The sequence below is a fragment of the Nannocystis sp. genome (assembly GCF_016714285.1).
In the GTDB taxonomy this organism is placed as follows: Bacteria; Myxococcota_A; Polyangia; order Nannocystales; family Nannocystaceae; genus Nannocystis.
The window spans coordinates 262,990-281,111 of the sequence record NZ_JADJNN010000011.1 but is presented as its reverse complement, the minus strand read 5'-3'; the positions used below and the strand labels follow the sequence as shown (position 1 = coordinate 281,111).

Annotated in this window: 14 protein-coding genes and 1 tRNA gene; 7 read left to right on the top strand and 8 right to left on the bottom strand. The window is 73.6% G+C overall.

The window, feature by feature from the left end:
* Positions 1 to 321: a DMT family transporter gene (locus IPJ59_RS20745; protein WP_293258373.1), complete on the bottom strand. Its 321-nt coding sequence runs from the start codon at positions 319 to 321 to the stop codon at positions 1 to 3.
* A gap of 15 nt (positions 322 to 336) precedes the next feature.
* A complete protein-coding gene (locus IPJ59_RS20740; protein ID WP_293273012.1) occupies positions 337 to 1,299 on the bottom strand; it encodes an aldo/keto reductase in 963 nt (320 codons plus the stop codon).
* Between the two features lie 79 nt (positions 1,300 to 1,378).
* On the opposite strand from IPJ59_RS20740, the gene pyk reads away from it, so the two are divergent.
* The 3 genes from pyk (at position 1,379) to IPJ59_RS20725 (ending at position 3,910) form a co-directional block, all read left to right on the top strand.
* On the top strand, positions 1,379 to 2,836 hold the full coding sequence (gene pyk / locus IPJ59_RS20735; RefSeq protein WP_293273011.1) for a pyruvate kinase: 1,458 nt from the start codon (positions 1,379 to 1,381) through the stop codon (positions 2,834 to 2,836).
* Positions 2,837 to 2,888: 52 nt separating this feature from the next.
* Positions 2,889 to 2,970, top strand: a tRNA-Leu gene (locus tag IPJ59_RS20730).
* Positions 2,971 to 3,046: 76 nt separating this feature from the next.
* Positions 3,047 to 3,910, top strand: a complete 864-nt coding sequence (locus IPJ59_RS20725) for a 3-hydroxyacyl-CoA dehydrogenase family protein (protein ID WP_293258367.1) — start codon at positions 3,047 to 3,049, stop codon at positions 3,908 to 3,910.
* A gap of 16 nt (positions 3,911 to 3,926) precedes the next feature.
* Here IPJ59_RS20725 and IPJ59_RS20720 read toward each other — a convergent pair whose 3' ends face one another.
* A complete protein-coding gene (locus IPJ59_RS20720) occupies positions 3,927 to 5,387 on the bottom strand; it encodes an AMP-binding protein (RefSeq protein WP_293273010.1) in 1,461 nt (486 codons plus the stop codon).
* A gap of 73 nt (positions 5,388 to 5,460) precedes the next feature.
* The gene (locus tag IPJ59_RS20715) at positions 5,461 to 5,694 is read right to left on the bottom strand and encodes a helix-turn-helix domain-containing protein (RefSeq protein WP_293258363.1); all 234 of its coding nucleotides are present in this window, start codon (positions 5,692 to 5,694) and stop codon (positions 5,461 to 5,463) included.
* Between the two features lie 121 nt (positions 5,695 to 5,815).
* On the opposite strand from IPJ59_RS20715, the gene IPJ59_RS20710 reads away from it, so the two are divergent.
* On the top strand, positions 5,816 to 7,237 hold the full coding sequence (locus IPJ59_RS20710; RefSeq protein ID WP_293273009.1) for a pyridoxal phosphate-dependent decarboxylase family protein: 1,422 nt from the start codon (positions 5,816 to 5,818) through the stop codon (positions 7,235 to 7,237).
* Positions 7,238 to 7,330: 93 nt separating this feature from the next.
* A complete protein-coding gene (locus IPJ59_RS20705; RefSeq protein ID WP_293273008.1) occupies positions 7,331 to 8,224 on the top strand; it encodes a hypothetical protein in 894 nt (297 codons plus the stop codon).
* A gap of 3 nt (positions 8,225 to 8,227) precedes the next feature.
* Here the strand turns inward: IPJ59_RS20705 and IPJ59_RS20700 are convergent, their stop codons facing one another.
* Positions 8,228 to 9,037 (bottom strand): enoyl-CoA hydratase-related protein, encoded by an 810-nt coding sequence (locus IPJ59_RS20700; RefSeq protein ID WP_293273007.1) that lies wholly within the window; start codon positions 9,035 to 9,037, stop codon positions 8,228 to 8,230.
* Between the two features lie 69 nt (positions 9,038 to 9,106).
* Complete coding sequence (locus IPJ59_RS20695; protein ID WP_293258355.1) at positions 9,107 to 13,735, bottom strand: protein kinase domain-containing protein; 4,629 nt, start codon at positions 13,733 to 13,735, stop codon at positions 9,107 to 9,109.
* A gap of 107 nt (positions 13,736 to 13,842) precedes the next feature.
* Here IPJ59_RS20695 and IPJ59_RS20690 point away from each other — a divergent pair, with 107 nt between their 5' ends.
* A complete protein-coding gene (locus tag IPJ59_RS20690) occupies positions 13,843 to 14,529 on the top strand; it encodes a VIT1/CCC1 transporter family protein (RefSeq protein ID WP_293273006.1) in 687 nt (228 codons plus the stop codon).
* 25 nt (positions 14,530 to 14,554) lie between these two features.
* On the top strand, positions 14,555 to 15,358 hold the full coding sequence (locus IPJ59_RS20685; protein ID WP_293273005.1) for a helix-turn-helix domain-containing protein: 804 nt from the start codon (positions 14,555 to 14,557) through the stop codon (positions 15,356 to 15,358).
* Between the two features lie 59 nt (positions 15,359 to 15,417).
* Here IPJ59_RS20685 and IPJ59_RS20680 read toward each other — a convergent pair whose 3' ends face one another.
* Entirely contained in the window at positions 15,418 to 16,236 is an 819-nt protein-coding gene (locus IPJ59_RS20680) for a hypothetical protein (RefSeq protein WP_293273004.1), read from the bottom strand.
* 6 nt (positions 16,237 to 16,242) lie between these two features.
* On the bottom strand, positions 16,243 to 18,111 hold the full coding sequence (locus IPJ59_RS20675; RefSeq protein WP_293273003.1) for a S8 family serine peptidase: 1,869 nt from the start codon (positions 18,109 to 18,111) through the stop codon (positions 16,243 to 16,245).
* Between the last annotated feature and the right edge of the window lie 11 nt (positions 18,112 to 18,122).

The window sequence follows — 18,122 nt, the reverse complement described above, 5'->3', positions numbered from 1 at the left end:
TCAGTGCCCCGACGTGGCTTTGAGGCCGGCGAGGCCGGCGATCGCCATCGAGGCGAACAGCACGCGGGCCCAGCCGAAGGGCTCGTCGAACCAGATCATGCCGACGACGATCGTGCCGAGCGCGCCGATGCCGGTCCAGGTCGCGTAGGCGGTGCCGAGCGGCAGGGTGCGCAGGGCGAGGGCGAGGAAGTAGAAGCTGAGGATCATGCCGACGACGGTCGGCGCGGCGATGGCGGGCTTTTTAAAACCGTCGCTGAGCTTCATGCCGACGGCCCAGCCGACCTCGAGCAGACCGGCGATGCAGAGATAGATCCAGGGCATGCTGCTCCGGGGTGATCAGGCGAAGCCGCGGACGGCGTGCGGTTGGTAGGGGGATTCGAGGGTGGCGAGCTCGTCGGCGTGAAGCCGGAGATCGACGGCGCGCAGGGCCGCGTCGAGGTGGTGGAGTTTGGTGGCGCCGACGATCGGCGCGCTGACGCCGGGCTGGTGGAGCAGCCAGGCGAGGGCCGTCTCGGCCGGGGTGACGCCGCGGGTCTGCGCGAGCGCGAGGTTGGCGGCGATCACGGCGGCGTCGCCGGGGTGGTCGTAGAGCTGCGGGGTGAGCTGGTCGCTGGCGCTGCGGGCCGTGGCGGTGGCGCCGGCGAGGCGGCCGCGGGCCAGCGGCGACCACGGGACGACGCCGAGGCCCTCGTCGCGGCACAGCGGGAGCATGTCGCGCTCCTCTTCGCGGTAGAGCAGGTTGTAGTGGTTCTGGATGCTGACGAAGCGGTGCAGGCCGCGGGCGTCGGCGCGGGCGAGGGCCTGCATGAGGCGCCAGGCGGCGCAGGAGCCGGCGCCGAGGTAGCGGACCTTGCCCTGCTGGACGAGCTGGTCGAGGGCGCCGAGGGTCTCGTCGATCGGGACGCGCGGGTCGAGGCGGTGGACCTGGTAGAGGTCGATCGCGTCGACGCCGAGGCGGCGCAGGCTGGCCTCGCAGGCCTGCACGATGTGCTTGCGCGAGAGGCCGGCCATGTTGGGGCCGTCGCCCATCGGGTAGTGCACCTTGGTGGCGATGACGAGCTCGTCGCGGCGGCCGTAGGTCGCGAGGGCGCGGCCGGCGATCTCCTCGCTGACGCCCTGCGAGTACATGTCGGCGGTGTCGAAGAAGTTGATGCCGGCCTCGATCGCATGGCGAAAGAAGGGCTGCGCTGCGGCCTCGTCGAGCACCCATGGCCGCCACGCGGGACTGCCGTAACTCATGCAGCCGAGGCCGATGCGGGAGACGACGAGACCGCTGCGGCCGAGCTGGGTGTACTGCATGCGGGGAGGGACCTTAACATGAAGTGGCGCGCGAACGGCGGTCGCCCGGGGGTGTGGGGCTTGTGGCATCATGCGCGCCATGCCTCAGAACCAGCAGCGCCGGGCGAAGATCGTGTGCACCCTTGGACCGGCGAGCAGCGACCCGGAGGTGATCAGCGCGCTGATCGGTGCCGGGATGAACGTGGCGCGGCTCAACATGTCGCACGGGTCGCAGGAGGATCACACCAAGGTGTTCGAGGCGATCCGTCAGGGGGCGGCGGCGCAGGGGGTGGCGGTGGCGGTGCTGGCGGACCTGCAGGGGCCGAAGATCCGGGTCGGCAAGATCCCGGCGCCGGGCTTTGATCTGCGGGCTGGGGAGCGCTTCGTGCTGAGCGTCGACGTGAACGCGGTGGTCGAGCCGGGGCGGGTGACGGTCGACTATTCGGAGCTGGCGCGGGAGTGCAAGCCGAACGACCGCATCCTCATGGACGACGGCAACTTCGAGCTGCGGGTGATCAACGTCGAGGGGCCCGAGGTGATCACCGAGGTGATCACGGGCGGGCGCCTGACCTCGCGCAAGGGGGTCAACCTGCCGGGGGTGGAGCTGAGCCTGCCGTCCATGACGGACAAGGACAGGGCCGACCTGGCCTTCGCGCTCGAGCTCGGGGTCGACACGGTGGCGCTGTCGTTCGTGCGCCGGGCCAGCGACGTGGCGGAGGTGCGGGCGCTGATGGAGGCGCAGGGGCGGGTGGTGCCGATCATCGCCAAGATTGAGAAGCCGGAGGGCGTGGCCAACCTCAAGGAGATCCTCGCGGCGGCCAACGGGATCATGGTGGCGCGCGGCGACCTCGGGGTGGAGATGGGGCCCGAGGAGGTGCCGATCATCCAGAAGCACGCGATCGAGCTGGCGAACCGGGCGGGCAAGCTGGTGATCACGGCGACGCAGATGCTCGACTCGATGATCCGCAACCCGCGGCCGACCCGGGCCGAGGCCTCGGACGTGGCCAACGCGGTGCTCGACGGCAGCGACGCGGTGATGCTGTCGGGCGAGACGGCGTCGGGGCTGTACCCGCTCGAGGCGGTGCGGACGATGGACAAGATCATCCGCACGACGGAGCGTGAGGATCGCTACTGGCGCGAGCACTCGGACCTCGACCTCGGGAGCACGACCAACGCGATCGCCCGGGCGGCGGTGCTGTGCAGCAAGAGCATGCCGGACACCAAGGCCATCGTGACGTACACGATCTCCGGGGGCATCGCCCGGCTGGTCAGCGACTACCGGCCGCGGGTGCCGATCATCGCGTTGACGCCGAACCCGGGGACCTACCAGGCCCTGGCGATGTACTGGGGCGTGACGCCGGTGCAGTTCACGCTGTCGAGCGCGGAGGGTCGCAGCATCTTCCAGGATGTCGACCGACTGCTGCTTTCGACGGGGCTGCTGGCGCGGGGCGACCGCTTCGTGCTCACGCTCGGCTACCCGCTCAAGGATCACAAGTCCGTGAACTTGCTCAAGATCCACTCGGTCGGAGAGAGCTTGCCTCTGCCCCCGAACTCGTGATACCCACTCCATCCCTTCGCGGTCTTCCGCGGCGGGGAAGCCAAGAGCCTCTGCGAGGATGGCGGAATTGGTAGACGCACTAGACTAAGGATCTAGCGGGGCGACCTGTGGGGGTTCGAGTCCCCCTCCTCGCACAAGCCTTCGGGCAGACCAGACGCCGGCGCCACGCCGGCGTCTTTTTTTTTGCGTCACGAGTATGCTCGCGGCCGCATGACGACCTCGACCCTGAGCACAGTCGCGGTGATCGGCGCCGGCACGATGGGCCACGGCATCGCCCACGTGTGCGCCGTCGCCGGCCTCACGACCCGCCTCTACGACGTCCGCCGCGAGCTGGTCGACGCCGGTCTGGCCAAGATCGCCGCCAACCTCGACGTCGGGGTGCAGCGCGGCAAGCTGACGCCGGAGCAGCGCAGCGCGGCGCTGGAGCACCTGCGCGGCGAGTCGGAGCTGGCGGCGGCGGTGGCCGGGGCGGACCTGGTGATCGAGGCGGTGCCGGAGAAGCTCGAGCTCAAGCGCTCGCTGTTCCAGGACGTGGCGGACATCGCCGGGCCGGCGGCGATCCTGGCCAGCAACACCAGCTCGCTGTCGCTGTCGGTGCTCGCGGCCACGCTGCCGCACCCGGAGCGGGTGATCGGGACGCACTTCTTTAATCCGGTGCACGTGATGCGGCTGCTCGAGATCGTGGTGACGCCGTCGACCTCGGCGGAGACGCTGGCGGCGGTGCAGCGCTTCGGCGCGCTGGTCGGGAAGGACTGCATCGTCGTCAAGGACTCGCCGGGCTTCGCGACCTCGCGGCTCGGGCTGGTGATCGGGCTCGAGGCGATCCGCATGCTCGAGGAGGGGGTCGCGTCGGCGGAGGACATCGACAAGGCGATGTGCCTCGGCTACGGCTTCCCGATGGGGCCGCTGCGCCTGACCGACCTGGTCGGGCTCGACGTGCGGCTCAGCATCGCCGAGTACCTGTGCGAGCACCTGCGCGAGGGGGCCCATTTCCGGCCGCCGGAGCTGCTGCGCCGCATGGTCGCGGAGGGCAAGCTGGGCAAGAAGTCGGGCCAGGGCTTTTATACGTGGTGAGGGGCTGAACGAGTAGCTAGGGCTCGAGGCGGGCGCGCAGCTCTGCTTTGAGGAGCTTGCCCATGGCGTTGCGCGGGAGCTCGGCGACGAAGTGGACGGCGCGCGGGCGCTTGTGCGGGGCGAGAGCGGCGGCCACCAAGTCGCACAGGGCCGCGGCGCTGGGCGGGGCCGCGGGGTCGCGGGCGACGACGAAGGCGACGATGCGCTCGCCGAGGTCGGGGTCGGGGGCGCCGACGACGGCGACCTCGCAGACCTCGGGGTGCTCGGCGAGGCAGGCCTCGATCTCGCCGGCGCCGATCTTGAAGCCGCCGCTCTTGATCAGGTCGGTCGCGCGGCGGCCGACGATGCGCAGCGAGCCGGCGGCGTCGCGGGTGGCGAGGTCGCCGGTGTAGAACCAGCCGTCGGCGTCGCGCACGGCGGCGGTGGCGGTGGGGTTGTTGAGGTAGTTCGAGAAGAGGTTGGGGCCGCGGACGGCGATCTCGCCGATGGTCTGATCGTCGCCGGTGGCGAGGGGGCGGTGGTCGTCGTCGCAAAGGTTTAATTCGACGCCGGGGAGTGGGGGCCCGACGCGGCCCGGCTGCGGCGGGCCGGTGACGGGGACGGCGCAGTTGATCAGGGTCTCGGTGAGGCCGTAGCGCTCGTACACGCCGCGGCCGGCGAGGGCCGAGATCCGTTGGTGCTCGCGCAGGGGGAGGGCGGCGGAGCCGGAGATCAGGAGCCGCGCGAGGCGGAGCGCGGAGGCGATGGTGGGGTCGTGCTCGGCGGCGTCGGCGAGGCGATGGAACATGGTCGGGACGGCGAAGAGGATGGCGCCGGGGAGGGCTGCGGCGAGGGCTGCGGGGTCGAAGCGCGGCTGCCAGTGCAGGCGGCCGCCGACCCGCAGGCTGCCGAACCAGCCGAGCACGAGGCCGTGGACGTGGAACAGCGGCAGCGCGTGCAGGACGGTGTCGCCGGGGCGCCAGTCCCAGGCGTGGGCGAGGGCGTCGAGGTTGCTGGTGATCGCGGCGGCGGACAGGACGGCGCCCTTGGGGGCGCCGGTGGTGCCGGAGGTATAGAGGATCAGCAGCGGGCCGGGGCTGGTCCCGGGGACAGGTGCGATCGGACAGGTGCGATCGGACAGGTGAGCGAGGGCGGCGGCGCGACCGAGCGGACCGACGGGGAGCTCGTCGGGGGCGGCCGCGAGGCACAGGCGTGGGGCGGCGTCCGCGGCGACATGGGCCGCCTCGCGGGCGCCGAGCTTGGGGTTCAGCGGGACGCTGACGACGCCACAGAGGGCGTTGGCGGCGAGGGCGACGGGGGTGTGCAGGTGGGGCTGCGTCCACACGCCGATGTGATCGCCGGGATGGATGTCGGCGGCGGCGAGGAAGGCGGCGTGACGGGCAGCGGCAGCGAGGAGGTCGCGGGCCGTGAGGGTGGTGGCGTCGACGGTGAGCAGCGGGCGATCGTCGGGCGCGGCGAGGCAGGGGAACAGCGACACGCGGCCTGCTTAGCCGAGCGGGTGGGCGGGGAACAAGGAGGAGCACCCGCTGCCGAAGTGAGCGCGGCTGCCTTCAGGCGGTGGCGCGCTGGGGGCGGCGCCAGCCGTGTTGCTGCTGGGCGTAGGGCCACCAGGTGATGCCGTGTTTGGCGATGAGTCGACGCAGGGCGTGGCGGTTGGTGCCGAGCAGCTCGGCGGCCTCGACGAGCGAACCGGTGCGCGTGAGGGCCTCGAGGCAGAGGCGGCGCTCGGCTTCCGAGAGGTTCAGGTCGGGGAGGGTGATCGCCATCGACTTCTTGGCGGGCATGCGGGCACCGTATAGCTCGCCTGCGCCGGTGATGGCGCGCTTTCGAGCGCGGGTTTTCGCACGCACTGGATGCGGGTCCTGGCCTGTGCGGGGCGTCGGGGCTGGCGTACGTCGGGGCCGCATGCCGGACTTCTCGCGGCTCGAGCTTGATGAGGCGGATCTGCGGGCGCTGGTCGCCGCGGCGCTGGACCGGATATGCGGCGAGCTGCGCGGGCTGCCGGGGCGGGCCGCGTGTGTCACCGAGGGTGGGGCGGCGCTGGCTCGCAGCCTGCGCGAGCCGCTGCCGCGCAGCGGTGCGCCCTTGCCGGAACTGCTGGCGACGATCTTCGAGCGGGCGCTGCCGGTCAGCTACACGACGACGGGGCCGGGCTATCTCGCTTACATCCCCGGCGGCGGGCTGCTGCACGCGGCGGTGGCCGATCTGATCGCCGATGCGATCAATCGTTATGTCGGGCTGTGGCGGGCGGCGCCGGGGCTGGTCCAGCTCGAGAGCAACGTGATCACGTGGCTGTGTGAGATCGTCGGGCTGCCGGCGGGCAGCGGCGGCGTGCTGACCAGCGGCGGATCTCTGGCCAACTTCAGCGCCACCGTGGCGGCGCGGCACCGGCTCGGTGAGCGCTTCGTGGATGGCACGATCTACACCTCGACGCAGGCGCATCATTCGGTGCTGCGGGCGGCGATCCTGGCGGGATTTCCGGCGGCCCAGGTGCGGGCGGTCGAGGTCGACGCGCAGCAGCGGATCTGCCTCGAGCGACTGGCGGAGGCGATCGCGGGCGACCGCGCGGCGGGGCTGCGCCCGTGCATGCTCGTCGCCAGCGCGGGCACCACCAACACCGGGGCGGTCGACGACCTCGAGGGCATGGCCGGGCTGGCGGAGCGCGAGGGGTTGTGGCTGCACGTCGACGCGGCGTACGGCGGCTGCTTCGCGCTGACGGAGCGCGGGCGGGCGACGCTGCGCGGGCTCGGGCGCGCCGACTCGATCACGCTCGACCCGCACAAGGGCCTGTTCTTGCCGTACGGCACGGGGGCGCTGCTGGTCCGCGATCCAGCGGCGCTGCGGCGGGCCCACAGCGTGCACGCGGAGTACCTGCCGCCGATGCAGGAGGACCCGGACTTCGTCGACTTCTGCGAGCTCTCGCCGGAGCTGTCCCGCGACTTCCGCGGGCTGCGGCTGTGGTTGCCGCTCAAGCTGGTCGGGGCGGACGGCTTCGCGGCGGCGTTGGACGAGAAGCTGGACCTGGCTGCGTACGCCGCGGGGGTGCTGCGGGGGATGCCGGAGGTCTTGTTGGTGGCGCCGCCGCAGCTGTCGCTGCTGGTGTTTCGTCACGTGCCGGCGCGGCTGGGCGGCGACCCGGCGGCGCAGGACGATCACAACGAGCGGCTGCTGGCGGCGATCAACCGGCGTGGGCGGGTCTTCCTGACGTCGACGCGGCTGGCCGGGCGCTTCGTGCTGCGGATCTGCGTGCTGTCGTTTCGCACCCACCGCGACCGCGTTGACGAGGGGCTCGTGGACATTAGCGAGGCGATCGCGGAGCTCGGCTGATCCTGCGATCGCGTTCGGGCTGATACGGCGATCGCTGGCTCCGCTGATCGCCGCTTGCATCGCGCGTTTCGTCGGCTAGACCGGCGCGCGGCGATGCCGAAGCTGTCCCACGAGGCGCTGGTTCACCTGGTCCGTTCGGCGCCGGAGCTCGTGCCGGAGCTGCTGCGCGACGCGGCCGGGCTCGGTTTGCCGCTGCCGACGCCGTCGCGGGTGACGGCGGCGGAGTTCGTCGACCTCAACTTCGCCGAGCACCGCGCCGACGCGGTGCTGCTGCTCGGCGAGCCGGAGCGCCCGAGCTGCTGCCTGGTGGTCGAGGTCCAGAGCGAGGTCGACCTGCGCAAGCGCTGGACCTGGCCGATCTACGTGGCGGGTTCGCGGGCCCGCCATCGCTGTCCGGCGCTGCTCGTGGTCATCGCGCCGGCGGCCGCGGTGGCCCGCTGGTGCGGCGAGGCGATCGACCTCGGCCACCGCCGCTGCGAGCTCCGTCCGATCGTCCTCGGCCCCGACCAGATCCCCGTCGTCACCGACTTCGCGGCGGCGAGTCGGGCCCCCGAGCTCGCGGTGCTCTCGGTCGCCGCGCACGGGCACGATCCGGGCGCCGAGCACATCGCCCTGGCCGCCCTGGCCGCCGCCCGCGACCTCGACAGCGACCGCGATATTCTCTATCCTGACTTTGTCTTCGCACTCCTCGGCGAGGTCGCCCGCGCGGCGCTGGAGCACCTGATGCGCATTCCGAACTACGAATTCCAGAGTGACTTCGCACGTGGCTTCTACGCCAGGGGCAAGGCGGAGGGCAAGGCGGAGGGCAAGGCGGAGGGCGAGGCGGAGCTCTTGCTCAAGCTGCTGCGGCTGCGTGGCTTCGTGGTCCCCGAGGCGATCGAGCAGCGCATCGCGGTGTGTCAGGACACCGCTCGCCTCGAGCGCTGGGCCGGGCGCCTGCTGACGGCGGGGAGCCTCGCCGAGGTCCTCGGCGACGAGCTGTCCTGAGGGTCAGGTGCCGGTGAAGTGCGGGGCGCGGCGCTCGAGCATCGCGCGCACGGCCTCGGCGTGGTCGGCGGTGTTCTGGGCCACGCCCTGGTAGGTCGCGGCCAGCTCGAGCGCTTGCTCGAGGCCGAGGTCGTGGCTGCGGTAGGCGGCGCGCTTGGTCAGGCGCAGGGCCAGGGGTGGCAGGGCGGCGAGCTGCTCGGCGAGGAGCTGGGCGGCGGGCAGGAGCTCGGCGGCATCGACGACGCGGTGGACCAGGCCGATGCGTTCGGCCTCGTCGGTGTCGACGAGGCGGGCGCTGAGCATCAGCTCGAGGGCGCGGGGGAAGCCGATGGTGCGGGCGAGCAGGTAGGCTCCGCCGTCGCCGGGGACCAGGCCGACCTTGACGAAGGTCGAGCCGAGCTGGGCGCCGCGGGCGGCGATCCGCAGGTCGCACATGCACGCGAGGTCGAGGCCGGCGCCGATCGCCGCGCCGTTGATCGCGGCGATCACCGGCTTGTCGGTCAGCGCCAGGCGCCGGGGGATGCGCTGGATGCCGTCGATGTAGCGGCGGCGCAGCTCGGCCGGGGCGCCGGCGAACATGCCGTCGTGTTGCAGCATGCGCTTGAGGTCGCCGCCGGCGGAGAAGGCAGGACCTGCGCCCGTGACGATCAGGCAGCGGACCTGGTCGTCGCGCTCGGCCTCGTCGAGCGCGCGCACCAGGCTCTCGACCATCGCCTCGCTGTAGGCGTTGCGGGCGTCGGGGCGGTCGAGGGTGAGGGTGAGGACGGCGCCCGCCTGGGCGCGCCGGAGGTCCGGGAGGTCGCGGTCGGTCATGCGCGGGCGAGGCTAGCAGCCCGTGGTGAAAGTCGGCGCGACGCGGCGGGCGACTTGGGATCCATGGCCTCACTCGCGGGCCAGGGGGGCCAGGGCGGCCCAGTCATCGTCGGTGAACAGGGCGCGCAGGTCGTCGCGGTTGTGCAGGCGCTCGAGCAGGACCGCGGGCGCCTGGGCGTCGTGGAACATGGCGGTCGCGTGGGTGAGGGCCTCGCCGCGGTCGCCGAGGCCCGCGGCGACGGCGAGCTGGTACTGGCGCAGGTCGTGGAGCAGGCGCGGCTCGACGCTGACGCCCGGGCGCTCGGCGATCGCGGCGGCGGCGGCGAGGTCGCGACGGGCGAGGTCGAGGCGGCCGAAGCGGTGCCACGCCTCACCGCGGACGATGAGCGCGAGCACGTGGTCGGCGAGCTGCACCGGGGTCGCGGCGGGGTCGGGCTCGTGGGCCCAGCCGGCGAGCTCGCTGAGGGCCGTGGCGACGGCGCCGGGCCGCCACGGGTGTGAGAGCAGGCCGATGGGGTAGTGGTAGCGGACGCTCTGCGGGCCGAGGGCGCGGCGGACGGCGCTGTTCCACAGGGGGTCGCCGGCCTGCAGCAGGGCGGTGAGGTTGGTGTAGATCGAGCTGTCCTCGGGGACAGCCAGGCCGCGGCGCAGGGCGGCGGCGGCGGCGTCGGGGTCGTCGAGGCGGGCGAGCAGGGAGCCGCGCCAGAGCAGGCGGAGGTCGCCGGGCGGGAGCAGGTCGGTGGCGGGGAGGGCGGCGAGGGCGGTCGCCAGCTCGCCCTCGACGATCGTCCGCGCGAGCGGCTGGTCCGGGTCCGGCGCGAGGTTGTCGTCGATCTCGAGGCCCTCGAGCTCGATCGATCGGATGAAGGCGCGGGCGAAGAAGAATGGGAGCTGGCTGGTGGCGTGCAGGCGCAGCACGGGTCGCCTGGGCAGGCGCTTGTCGAAGGCCCGGGTCTGGCGGATCGGTGCCTCGCCGGCGATCTGGTACTCGACGGTCTCGAGGCCGAGCTCGGGGTAGATCTCGTGGCGCACGCGGATCGGGCCGGGTGGCGGGCGCGGCCACCTCATCTGGATGTTCGCGCTGATGTCGAAGGCGAAGTCCGGGGCGTCGGTGCTGCCCATGCCGCCGGCGGTGCTGCCGGCCAGGACCGCGTCGCCGTCGACCAGGCGCAGGCCGATCTGCGTGCCCCACTCGGCGAGCTCGGCCTCGAGGTCGTAGGCGACGACGATCGTGCCGCCGGCGTGGCGCAGGGGCAGGCTGGCGACCGTCGGCTCGCGCGCGCTCTGCAGGCGGAGGGCGTCGCGCGTGGGGTCGCGGGTCAGGCGGAGCGGATCGTGCACGCGCCAGCGCGGGTCGAGCGGGCGATCGAAGCGGAGGGCGAGGCGGTGGCGCGGGGCGGTGGCGCGGCGCAGGCCGGCGAGCTCGGCCTCCGCGGCGGCGCGGGTCTGCGGGTCCAGGTCCGGGAGGACGGCGCGGCGCTCGGCGAGGGCGGTCTCGGCGGCGATCTCCCCGAGCGCGCGGCGGCTGCGGATCGCCCCGGCGAGGGCCTCGGCGGCCAGCGCGGGCCGCTCGGCGGCGGCGACGAAGTGCTCCGCGGCGGCCGCGTGGTCACCGGCGCGGGCGTAGAGCTCACCTGCCCGAAGGAGCAGGTCCTCACGGACATGTCCCGAAGGACCGGCGAGCGCGGACAGCTCGGCGGCGCTGCGCAGCGGCAGGCCGATCGCCACCATCTCCTCGGTGCGGCGCCAGGCGGCGGCGAGGGCGGGGTCGTCGAGGCCGGCGGGGAGCGGGCGCTCGGCGTCGCGGGGGGTGGCGAGGGGGGGCAGCGGGTCGCCGCCTTGGCCAAGCGCGAAGAACTCGCGCGGGCGGTCATGGGCGTCGCCGACGAGCAGCTCGGAGCCCGGGTCGTCGTCGAGCTCGAGCGCCGCCAGGGGAACGAGGCCGTGGATCACCAGCGGTGGGAGCAGCTCGCCGGCGTGTTGGCGGTACACCACGAGGTTGGAGGCGCCGTGGCTGCTCTGCTTGCCGCGGAGCACGAGGTCGTCGTGACCATCGCCGTCGAGGTCGGCGACGAACAGCGGGTAATCGAGCTCGCCGACGCCGGGCACGGCGGTGGTCGGGTGGAAGCCGACCTCGACGAGCGCGTCGCCTCGCAGCGCGAACAGGTAGAGGCCGGCGGGCGGGCCGAACGGTGCCTGCGGCGAGAAGCGGGCGGCGCTGGGATAGGCGTCTTGCTTGACCGCGGCGATCCACAGCTCGTCGCCGACGCGCACGAGGCCGATGGTGTTGACCATGCCGGTGCTGCGGCGGGCGACCTGCGTGAGCGCGCCGTCCGGGCCGCGGCGCAGGACCCGGAGATCGAAGGCCCGCCACGGGCCAACAGCGACGACCAGCTCCTCGCGGCCGTCGCCGTCGAGGTCGCCCGCGGCGAGGCCGTTGATGTCGGAGCCGAGGCGGTCGATCGCCGGCAGCGGCGAGCGCAGCTGCCAGCGACCGTCGGCGTCGCGCTCGGGCTGGACGATGCGGCGAGTGTACGCGCCGGCGCCGATGTAGAGCTCGCGGCGGCCGTCGTGGTCGAGGTCGCTGGCGACAGCGACCAGGCGCGGCGAGTCCTCCCAGACGAGGTGCTCGCGCAGGCTGCCGTCGGTCAGCGGCTCGGCGAGGGCGAAGCGCAGGTTGTGGCCGCGGTCCGGCAGGCGGGAGGCGCTGAGGAGCAGCGGTCCCTCGCCGAAGTCCGGGAGCAGCTGGATGTAAAAGAGCTCGGGTTGACCGGCGTGCAGGGTGCCGAGGTCGGGGAGCTGGCTGGTCCCGCGCACGATGGTGAAGCTGTCGCGGCCGAGATCGGGGGTGGCGACGGCGAGGTCCGGGCGGGCGTCGCCGTCGAGGTCGCGGCTGCTGAAGGCGTGGTTCTCGTCGTCGCGGTGGCCGAAGCGGGCCGGGTCCAGAGCTGTCGCATGGGACATGTTCTCGAGGACCTGTCCGTAAGTACGCATGGGGTCGTCGGCGGGCAGGTCATTGAGGGCGGCGCGGGCGGCCGGGAGGTCGCGGCAGCGGAGCGCGGCGGTGCGGCGGGCGAGCGCGAGCTCGGGGTCGCGGGCGAGCTCGGGGGCGCGGCGGTCGAGGGTAGCGAGGGCCTCGCCGGCCTCGAGGTGGCGCCCGGCGGCGACGAGGCGGGGGATGAGGCCGCGGAGGGCGGCGATCTCGTCGGCCTGGGTGGTGGCGGTGAGGAAGGCGGAGCTGTAGGCGTCGATGGCGGCGGCTGGGTCCGCGAGCTCGGCGGCGTGGTCGCGGTGAGCGCGGGAGACGGCCGTGGTGCCGCGGTTGTCGGGGTAGGCGGCGAAGGCGACGAGCAGGCGCTCGGCCTCGCCGGGGCTGTTCTTCACGCGGGGGTCGGCGAGCTGCTCGTGCAGCTCGGCGAGCCGCTCGTCGGCGCGGCGCTCGGCGTTGTGGCGGGCGATCGCGCCGTAGAGGCGGACGCCGCCGACGATCGTCAGCAGCGTGAAGATGGCGGTGGCGACCAGCTGCAGGCTCAGGCGGCGTCGGCGGGCGCGCTCGGCCTCGGGGTCGCGGGCCAGCTCGCGCAGCAGATCGGCGAGCGACGGGTAGCGCTGCGCGGGGTCCTTGGCGAGCCCGCGGCGGACGACCGGGAGCAGCCAGGCGGGCGTGTTGCTGGTGGCGGGCGGCTGCGGGGGGTCCTCGTGCTGGATCGCCGAGGCGAGGGCCGCGAAGTCGTCGCCGCGGAACGGGCGGACGCCGTAGAGCGCCTCGTAGAGGGCGACGCAGAAGGCGAACTGATCGCTGTGGGCGGTCGCCTCGCCGCGGCGGACCTGCTCGGGGGCCATGTAGGCCGGGGTTCCGACCAGCGCGCCGTCGCCGGCGATCGTGCTGGTCAGGAGGCTCGGGAGGGCGTTCTGGAGGTCGCCGACGGGGATCTCTCCGCGGCGGGCGGCGAGGCCGAAGTCGGCGACGCGGGCGCGGCCGTCGTCGCCGACCAGCACGTTGCTGGGCTTGAAGTCGCGGTGGACCAGGCCGCTGCGGTGCGCGGCGAGCAGGCCCTCGCCGGCCTGGCACAGCACGGTCAGGGTCTCGCGCCAGGGTCGGCGCTCGGCGGCCAGCCAGGCCTGGAGGTCGACGCCCTGGACGTACTCCATCGCCACGTAGACGCTGCGCTGCCAGACGCCGGCCTCGTAGACGCCGACGACGTTCGGGTGGGTGAGGCGGGCGAGCGCCTGGGCCTCGCGCAGCAGCTGCGAGCGGCCGCTCGAGGCGTCGACGCCGGGGCCGAAGTGCAGCAGCTTGATGGCGACGCGGCGGGCGAGCTCCTCGTCGTAGGCGGCGTAGACGACGCCCATGGCGCCGCGGCCGAGCTCGCGGAGGATGATGAAGCGGCCGACGCGTTCGCCCTCCTCGGGGAGGCGGAGCTCGTGGTGGGCGCCGGCCGGTGGGGCGCGGCCGAGGGTGCGGAAGGCCAGGCTGGCGGCGGTGGTGAGGTCGGTGCGCAGCGAGGCGTGGTCGCTGGCGCGGGTGGCGAGGGGGTCGGGCGCGGCGGGACGGAAGCTGACATCGCTGGACGCACGGGTGGCGTCGAGGGCGATGGCGGGGCGCGGGGGCGCGGCGAGGGTGGCCTCGTCTTGCGCCGGGTCTCTCGCGGGGCCCGGGGAGGGCCGTGCAGGCGGCCCGCTGTGCTCTTCGCTCACCACCCGTCCTGCGGCGACGAGGCTATCACGAGGGGCGTGGGCGCGTGCGCGGGCGAGTGCGCGCTCGCGGCCGCCGCGAGCTATCTTCGCGGCCCGGGGACCCACGCATGCCATCATCACGCCGCCACATCGAACGCCACAGCACGGACCGCATCGGCTGGTTGCGGGCCGCGGTCCTGGGTGCCAACGATGGCATCGTCTCGACCGCCAGCCTCCTGGTCGGGGTGGCCGTCGCCGGCTCCGGCAACGTCGTCATGATCGGTGTCGCAGGTCTGGTCGCGGGGGCGATGTCCATGGCCGCCGGCGAATACGTGTCAGTGCATTCGCAGGCCGACGCCGAGAAGGCGGACCTCGCACGCGAGCGCAAGGAGCTCGCGGCCGACCCGAGCGGAGAGCTGGCCGAATTGACGGCCCTGTATGTCGCTCGCGGGCTCGACCCCGAGCTGGCCCAGCAAGTGGCCCGGCAGTTGACGACCCACGACGCCCTCGCCGCGCACGGGCGCGAGGAGCTCGGCATCTCCCAGGCGTACAGCGCGAGGCCGGTGCAGGCGGCGCTGGCCTCGGCCGCCAGCTTCGCGGTCGGTGCCGCCGTGCCGCTCGCGGTCTCGGCGCTGCTGCCGGGGAGCTATCTGGTCTACTGGGTCGTGGGGATATCGCTCGCGTCGCTGGTCGCGCTGGGTTCGCTCGCCGCGTGGGCCGGCGGCGCGGGCGTGTGGTTGGGCGCGTTGCGGGTCGGGTTCTGGGGTGCGCTCGCCATCGCGACCACGGCCGGCGTCGGGGCGCTGGTGGGCTGAGTCAGCGGGCGGTAGTGTGTCGCGGATGCCGGCGTCCTGGCGGGCCCTCCCGGAGATCGACGGCGCGTGCGTGATCCGCATCGACGAGGCCCTCGAGTGCGCGCGCCTGCTGGTCGAGGGTTATCTGCTAATCGTCCCGCTGCGACCCGACGCCCGCGGCCGCTATCGCGTGCACGGCAACGAGGTCGCGGCCGCGGCCGGCCGCACCCAGCTGCGTGAACCCGGCGACGTGCAGCGCACGCTCGACCGTCGCAGCACCAGCGTGCGCGTGCTGTGGCTGCCGGTCGCATACGTCGAGGCCGTGGCGCGCGCGCTCGGCTGGCCCGCGGCGCCGCACTGGCGCGGGCTCGCGGTCGACGACCCCACGCTGTTCGCCGCCCAGCACCAGCTCCACGCCGGCCTCGAGGGTGGAGGTAGCGAGGACCTCGCGGTGGCGCTGCGCCAGCTCGTGAGCCTCGCGCTCGAGCGCCACGGCGATCGCCGGCCGCACGCGGGGCGGGGGGTGCTGCGCGAGCTGGCGGCCGTGCGCGAGCACCTGCGGCTGCACCTCGCGGAGCGCGTGACGCTGGCCGAGCTGGCCGCGATCGACGGCATCAACGCCCAGCACCTCGCGCACATGTTCACCGCCGCCTTCGGGGTCGCGCCGGACGACTACCAGATCTTGCTGCGGGTGAACGCCGCGCGGGCGCTGCTCACCGCGGGGGCGTCGATCGCCGGGGCCGCCGCGCAGGTCGGCTTCACCGACGCGGCCCAGTTGACTCGCCACTTTCGCCGGGCCTTCGCGGTGACGCCCGCGGCGTACCTCCGCGACCTTGCGGTGGGCTGCTAGCTTTCTCAATCATCGATCGGGCGCTCGCTCGTGTGCTGACATTCGCGGCGCAGGGGGCGTCAGCTCGTGGACTCCGCTCGGAGCCCGGCGGCGAGTAGCAGCGCGGCGAGCTCGGGCCCGTCGCTCCGCTCGCGGGCGGCGAGCAGCAGGTCGCGGAGGCGGCGGCCGCGGGGGTTCACGGCGGTGGTCGGGGGCCCGAACAGGGCGTCCAGGCTGGCTTGCAGCAGCGCGGTCTCGTGTTCGCGGACGACCTCCGGGGCGCGTGACCACATCGCGCGCGCTGTCTCGTTGCGGGCGATGAGCTGGGCGTAGAGGGCGGTCAGCCCGGCGGGCGCGGGCCGCTCGGGATAGGGCTCATATTGGGTGCCGCCCATCAGCAACATCGGCAGGGCCATGTTGCGCGCATCGACCGCGATGAACTCGCGGCATTGCTGGTCGGGATCGTGGGCGATGTCGCCGCGCTCGCGCGGGAGCAGGCGCAGGCGCGGCGGGAGCACGAGCAGCTGCGCCACGCGAGCCTCGGGGAGCCAGGGGTGGCGGAGCGCGACGACCAGCGCGACGTGGCCGAAGCGTTCGCCACGGACGCTGGCAGGGGCGACGAGGACACCACACTTCTCGCAGCGGTGGCCCAGGTGCTCGTGGCCGCGGTACTTGGTGCACAGGCACGAGTGGTCGACGACGGCGCCGAAGATGCGCTGGCACAGCGGACCGCCGCGCTCGGCCCGGCCGGTGCGGGTGTTGAGGCCGGCGTGGGTCGTCAGCGGCCCATGAGAGGTTGCGAGGACGGTGGCGTCGCCCAGTGCGGTGAAGCCGGTCGCGCCGCACGCGTCGGCGAGGGCGGCGAGCAGGCTGCTGCGATCATCGGTGGCGCCGAGCATGGTGATTCACGGATGTCGTCGCCGACGTCGGGCGAGCGGCGCGGCGCAGGCGAGGAGGAGCAGCAGGCGCGCAGATCCGCCTGGGCCGGCCGCGCACTGACAGCCGACCTCGATGTCCTGCCCGGGCGGCTCGGGGCCGGTCGACGAACCGGCGGCGCCGCCCCCGGTGCTGAGGGCATCGGTGGTCGGCAACTCGCCGTCGCCGCCGCTGCTCGTGGTGGAGGGGGTGGGGCCCGTCGTGCCGACCTCACAATCGTCGCTGCCGAAGCCGTCGCAATCGGTGTCAATACAATCCGCAAGCTCGGGGGCGCCGGGATAGCGGGCGGCGTTGGCGTCGTCGCAATCGTTGGCGCAGAGGCGGGCACCGTCGAGGTCGGCGTCCTGCTCCCCGGGCGGCGTGAGAAGGTCACAATCGTTGTCGGCGCCGTCGCACAGCTCCGGTGCGCCGGGATAGACGGTGGCGTCGGAATCGTCGCAGTCATCGCCGCCGCAGCGGGCGGCGAAATGGCCGTCCTTGTCAGCGTCGACGCAGGTGCAATAGAGACCGGCCGCGGCCGGGCCGTCGATCATGCCCCAGCCGTGGTCGCTCTCGGGCGGCCCGTCCGCGACGGCGGTGTCGCGCAGGAGGGCGAGCATCTCGGCCGGCCCGAGCTGCGGGTAGGCCTGCTTGAGCAGCGCGCCGACGCCAGCGGCGAGCGGGGTGGCCAGACTGGTGCCATTCTGCGCGGCGTATTGATCGAGGGTGTCCGGCGCGACGCCCCACACACCCTCGCCCGGGGCGAGCAAGTCGGGCTTGATCCGCCCGTCGGCGGTCGGACCGCGCGAGGAGAAGCCGGCGAGCACGCCGTCGACGTTGGTGGCGCCGATGGCGATGATCCCGTCGACGTCGGACGGGGAGATCAGGGTCATGGCATTGGGCCCGTTGTTGCCGGTGGGCGCGAACATGATGAGCCCGTTGGCGATCGCGATCGCGGCGGCCTGGGCCACGACGGTGGTCTTGCCGTCGAGCTGCTCGGGCTTGTACCAGTCGATGTAGCCGAGCGAGGCGGTGAAGATGTCGGCGCCCATCCCCTCGATCCACTCGAGGCCCTCGACGTAATAATCCTCCTCGACCGGGGTCTCGGAGCTCACGTCCTCGGTCTTCGCCAGCAGCAGCGAGACGCCGGGCGCGACGCCCGAGAAGTTGTCGCCGTCGCGGCCGACGACCAGCGAGAGCACGGCCGTGCCGTGGTGGTCCTGCTTCTCGGCGTCGCCGTCCTCGTCGGCGACGATGTCGTCGTCGTGGACGAAGTCGCGGGCGGCGAGCACGGTGGCGCCGGCGAAGGCCTGATGCGTGAGGGCGAAGCCGGTGTCCTGGACACCGACGACCACGCCGGCGCCGGTCAGGCCACACTCGTGCAAGGTCGGCACGCCGAGGCGATCGAGCTGGGCCTGGCCGACCAGGTAAACCCCGTCGATCGGCGCCGGCGCGGGCGCCAGCGGCAGATCGCCCGCGCTCCGCTGCCCGCGTGCGACGCGGCGCAGGCGCTGGACCTGGGGGAGCCGGGCGATCGCCGCCCGCTGCGTCGCGCTCGCGTCGACGCTGATGGCGTTGAGCCAGCGCGAGCTGGCGCGCAGTCGGGCCCCGGTGGCGAGCACCGCGGCGACGTACGCGGGCGCGGGCGGGAGGTCGCGCAGGTCGACGCCGGCGTCGCCGCGGGTCCGCACGCGCCGCGCGAGGGCACGCGCGGCGAGGCCCCGACGGCGCTCGGCGAGCGCGGGGCCGGGGTCGGCGACGGCCTTGTCGGCGAAGAACACCCAGACCGGGCCGTCCGCGGGGATGACCGTGGGAGAGCCGGAGAGCAGGGCGAGCAGGAGGGCGGGGAGCGAGACCATGGCGAGGGTCC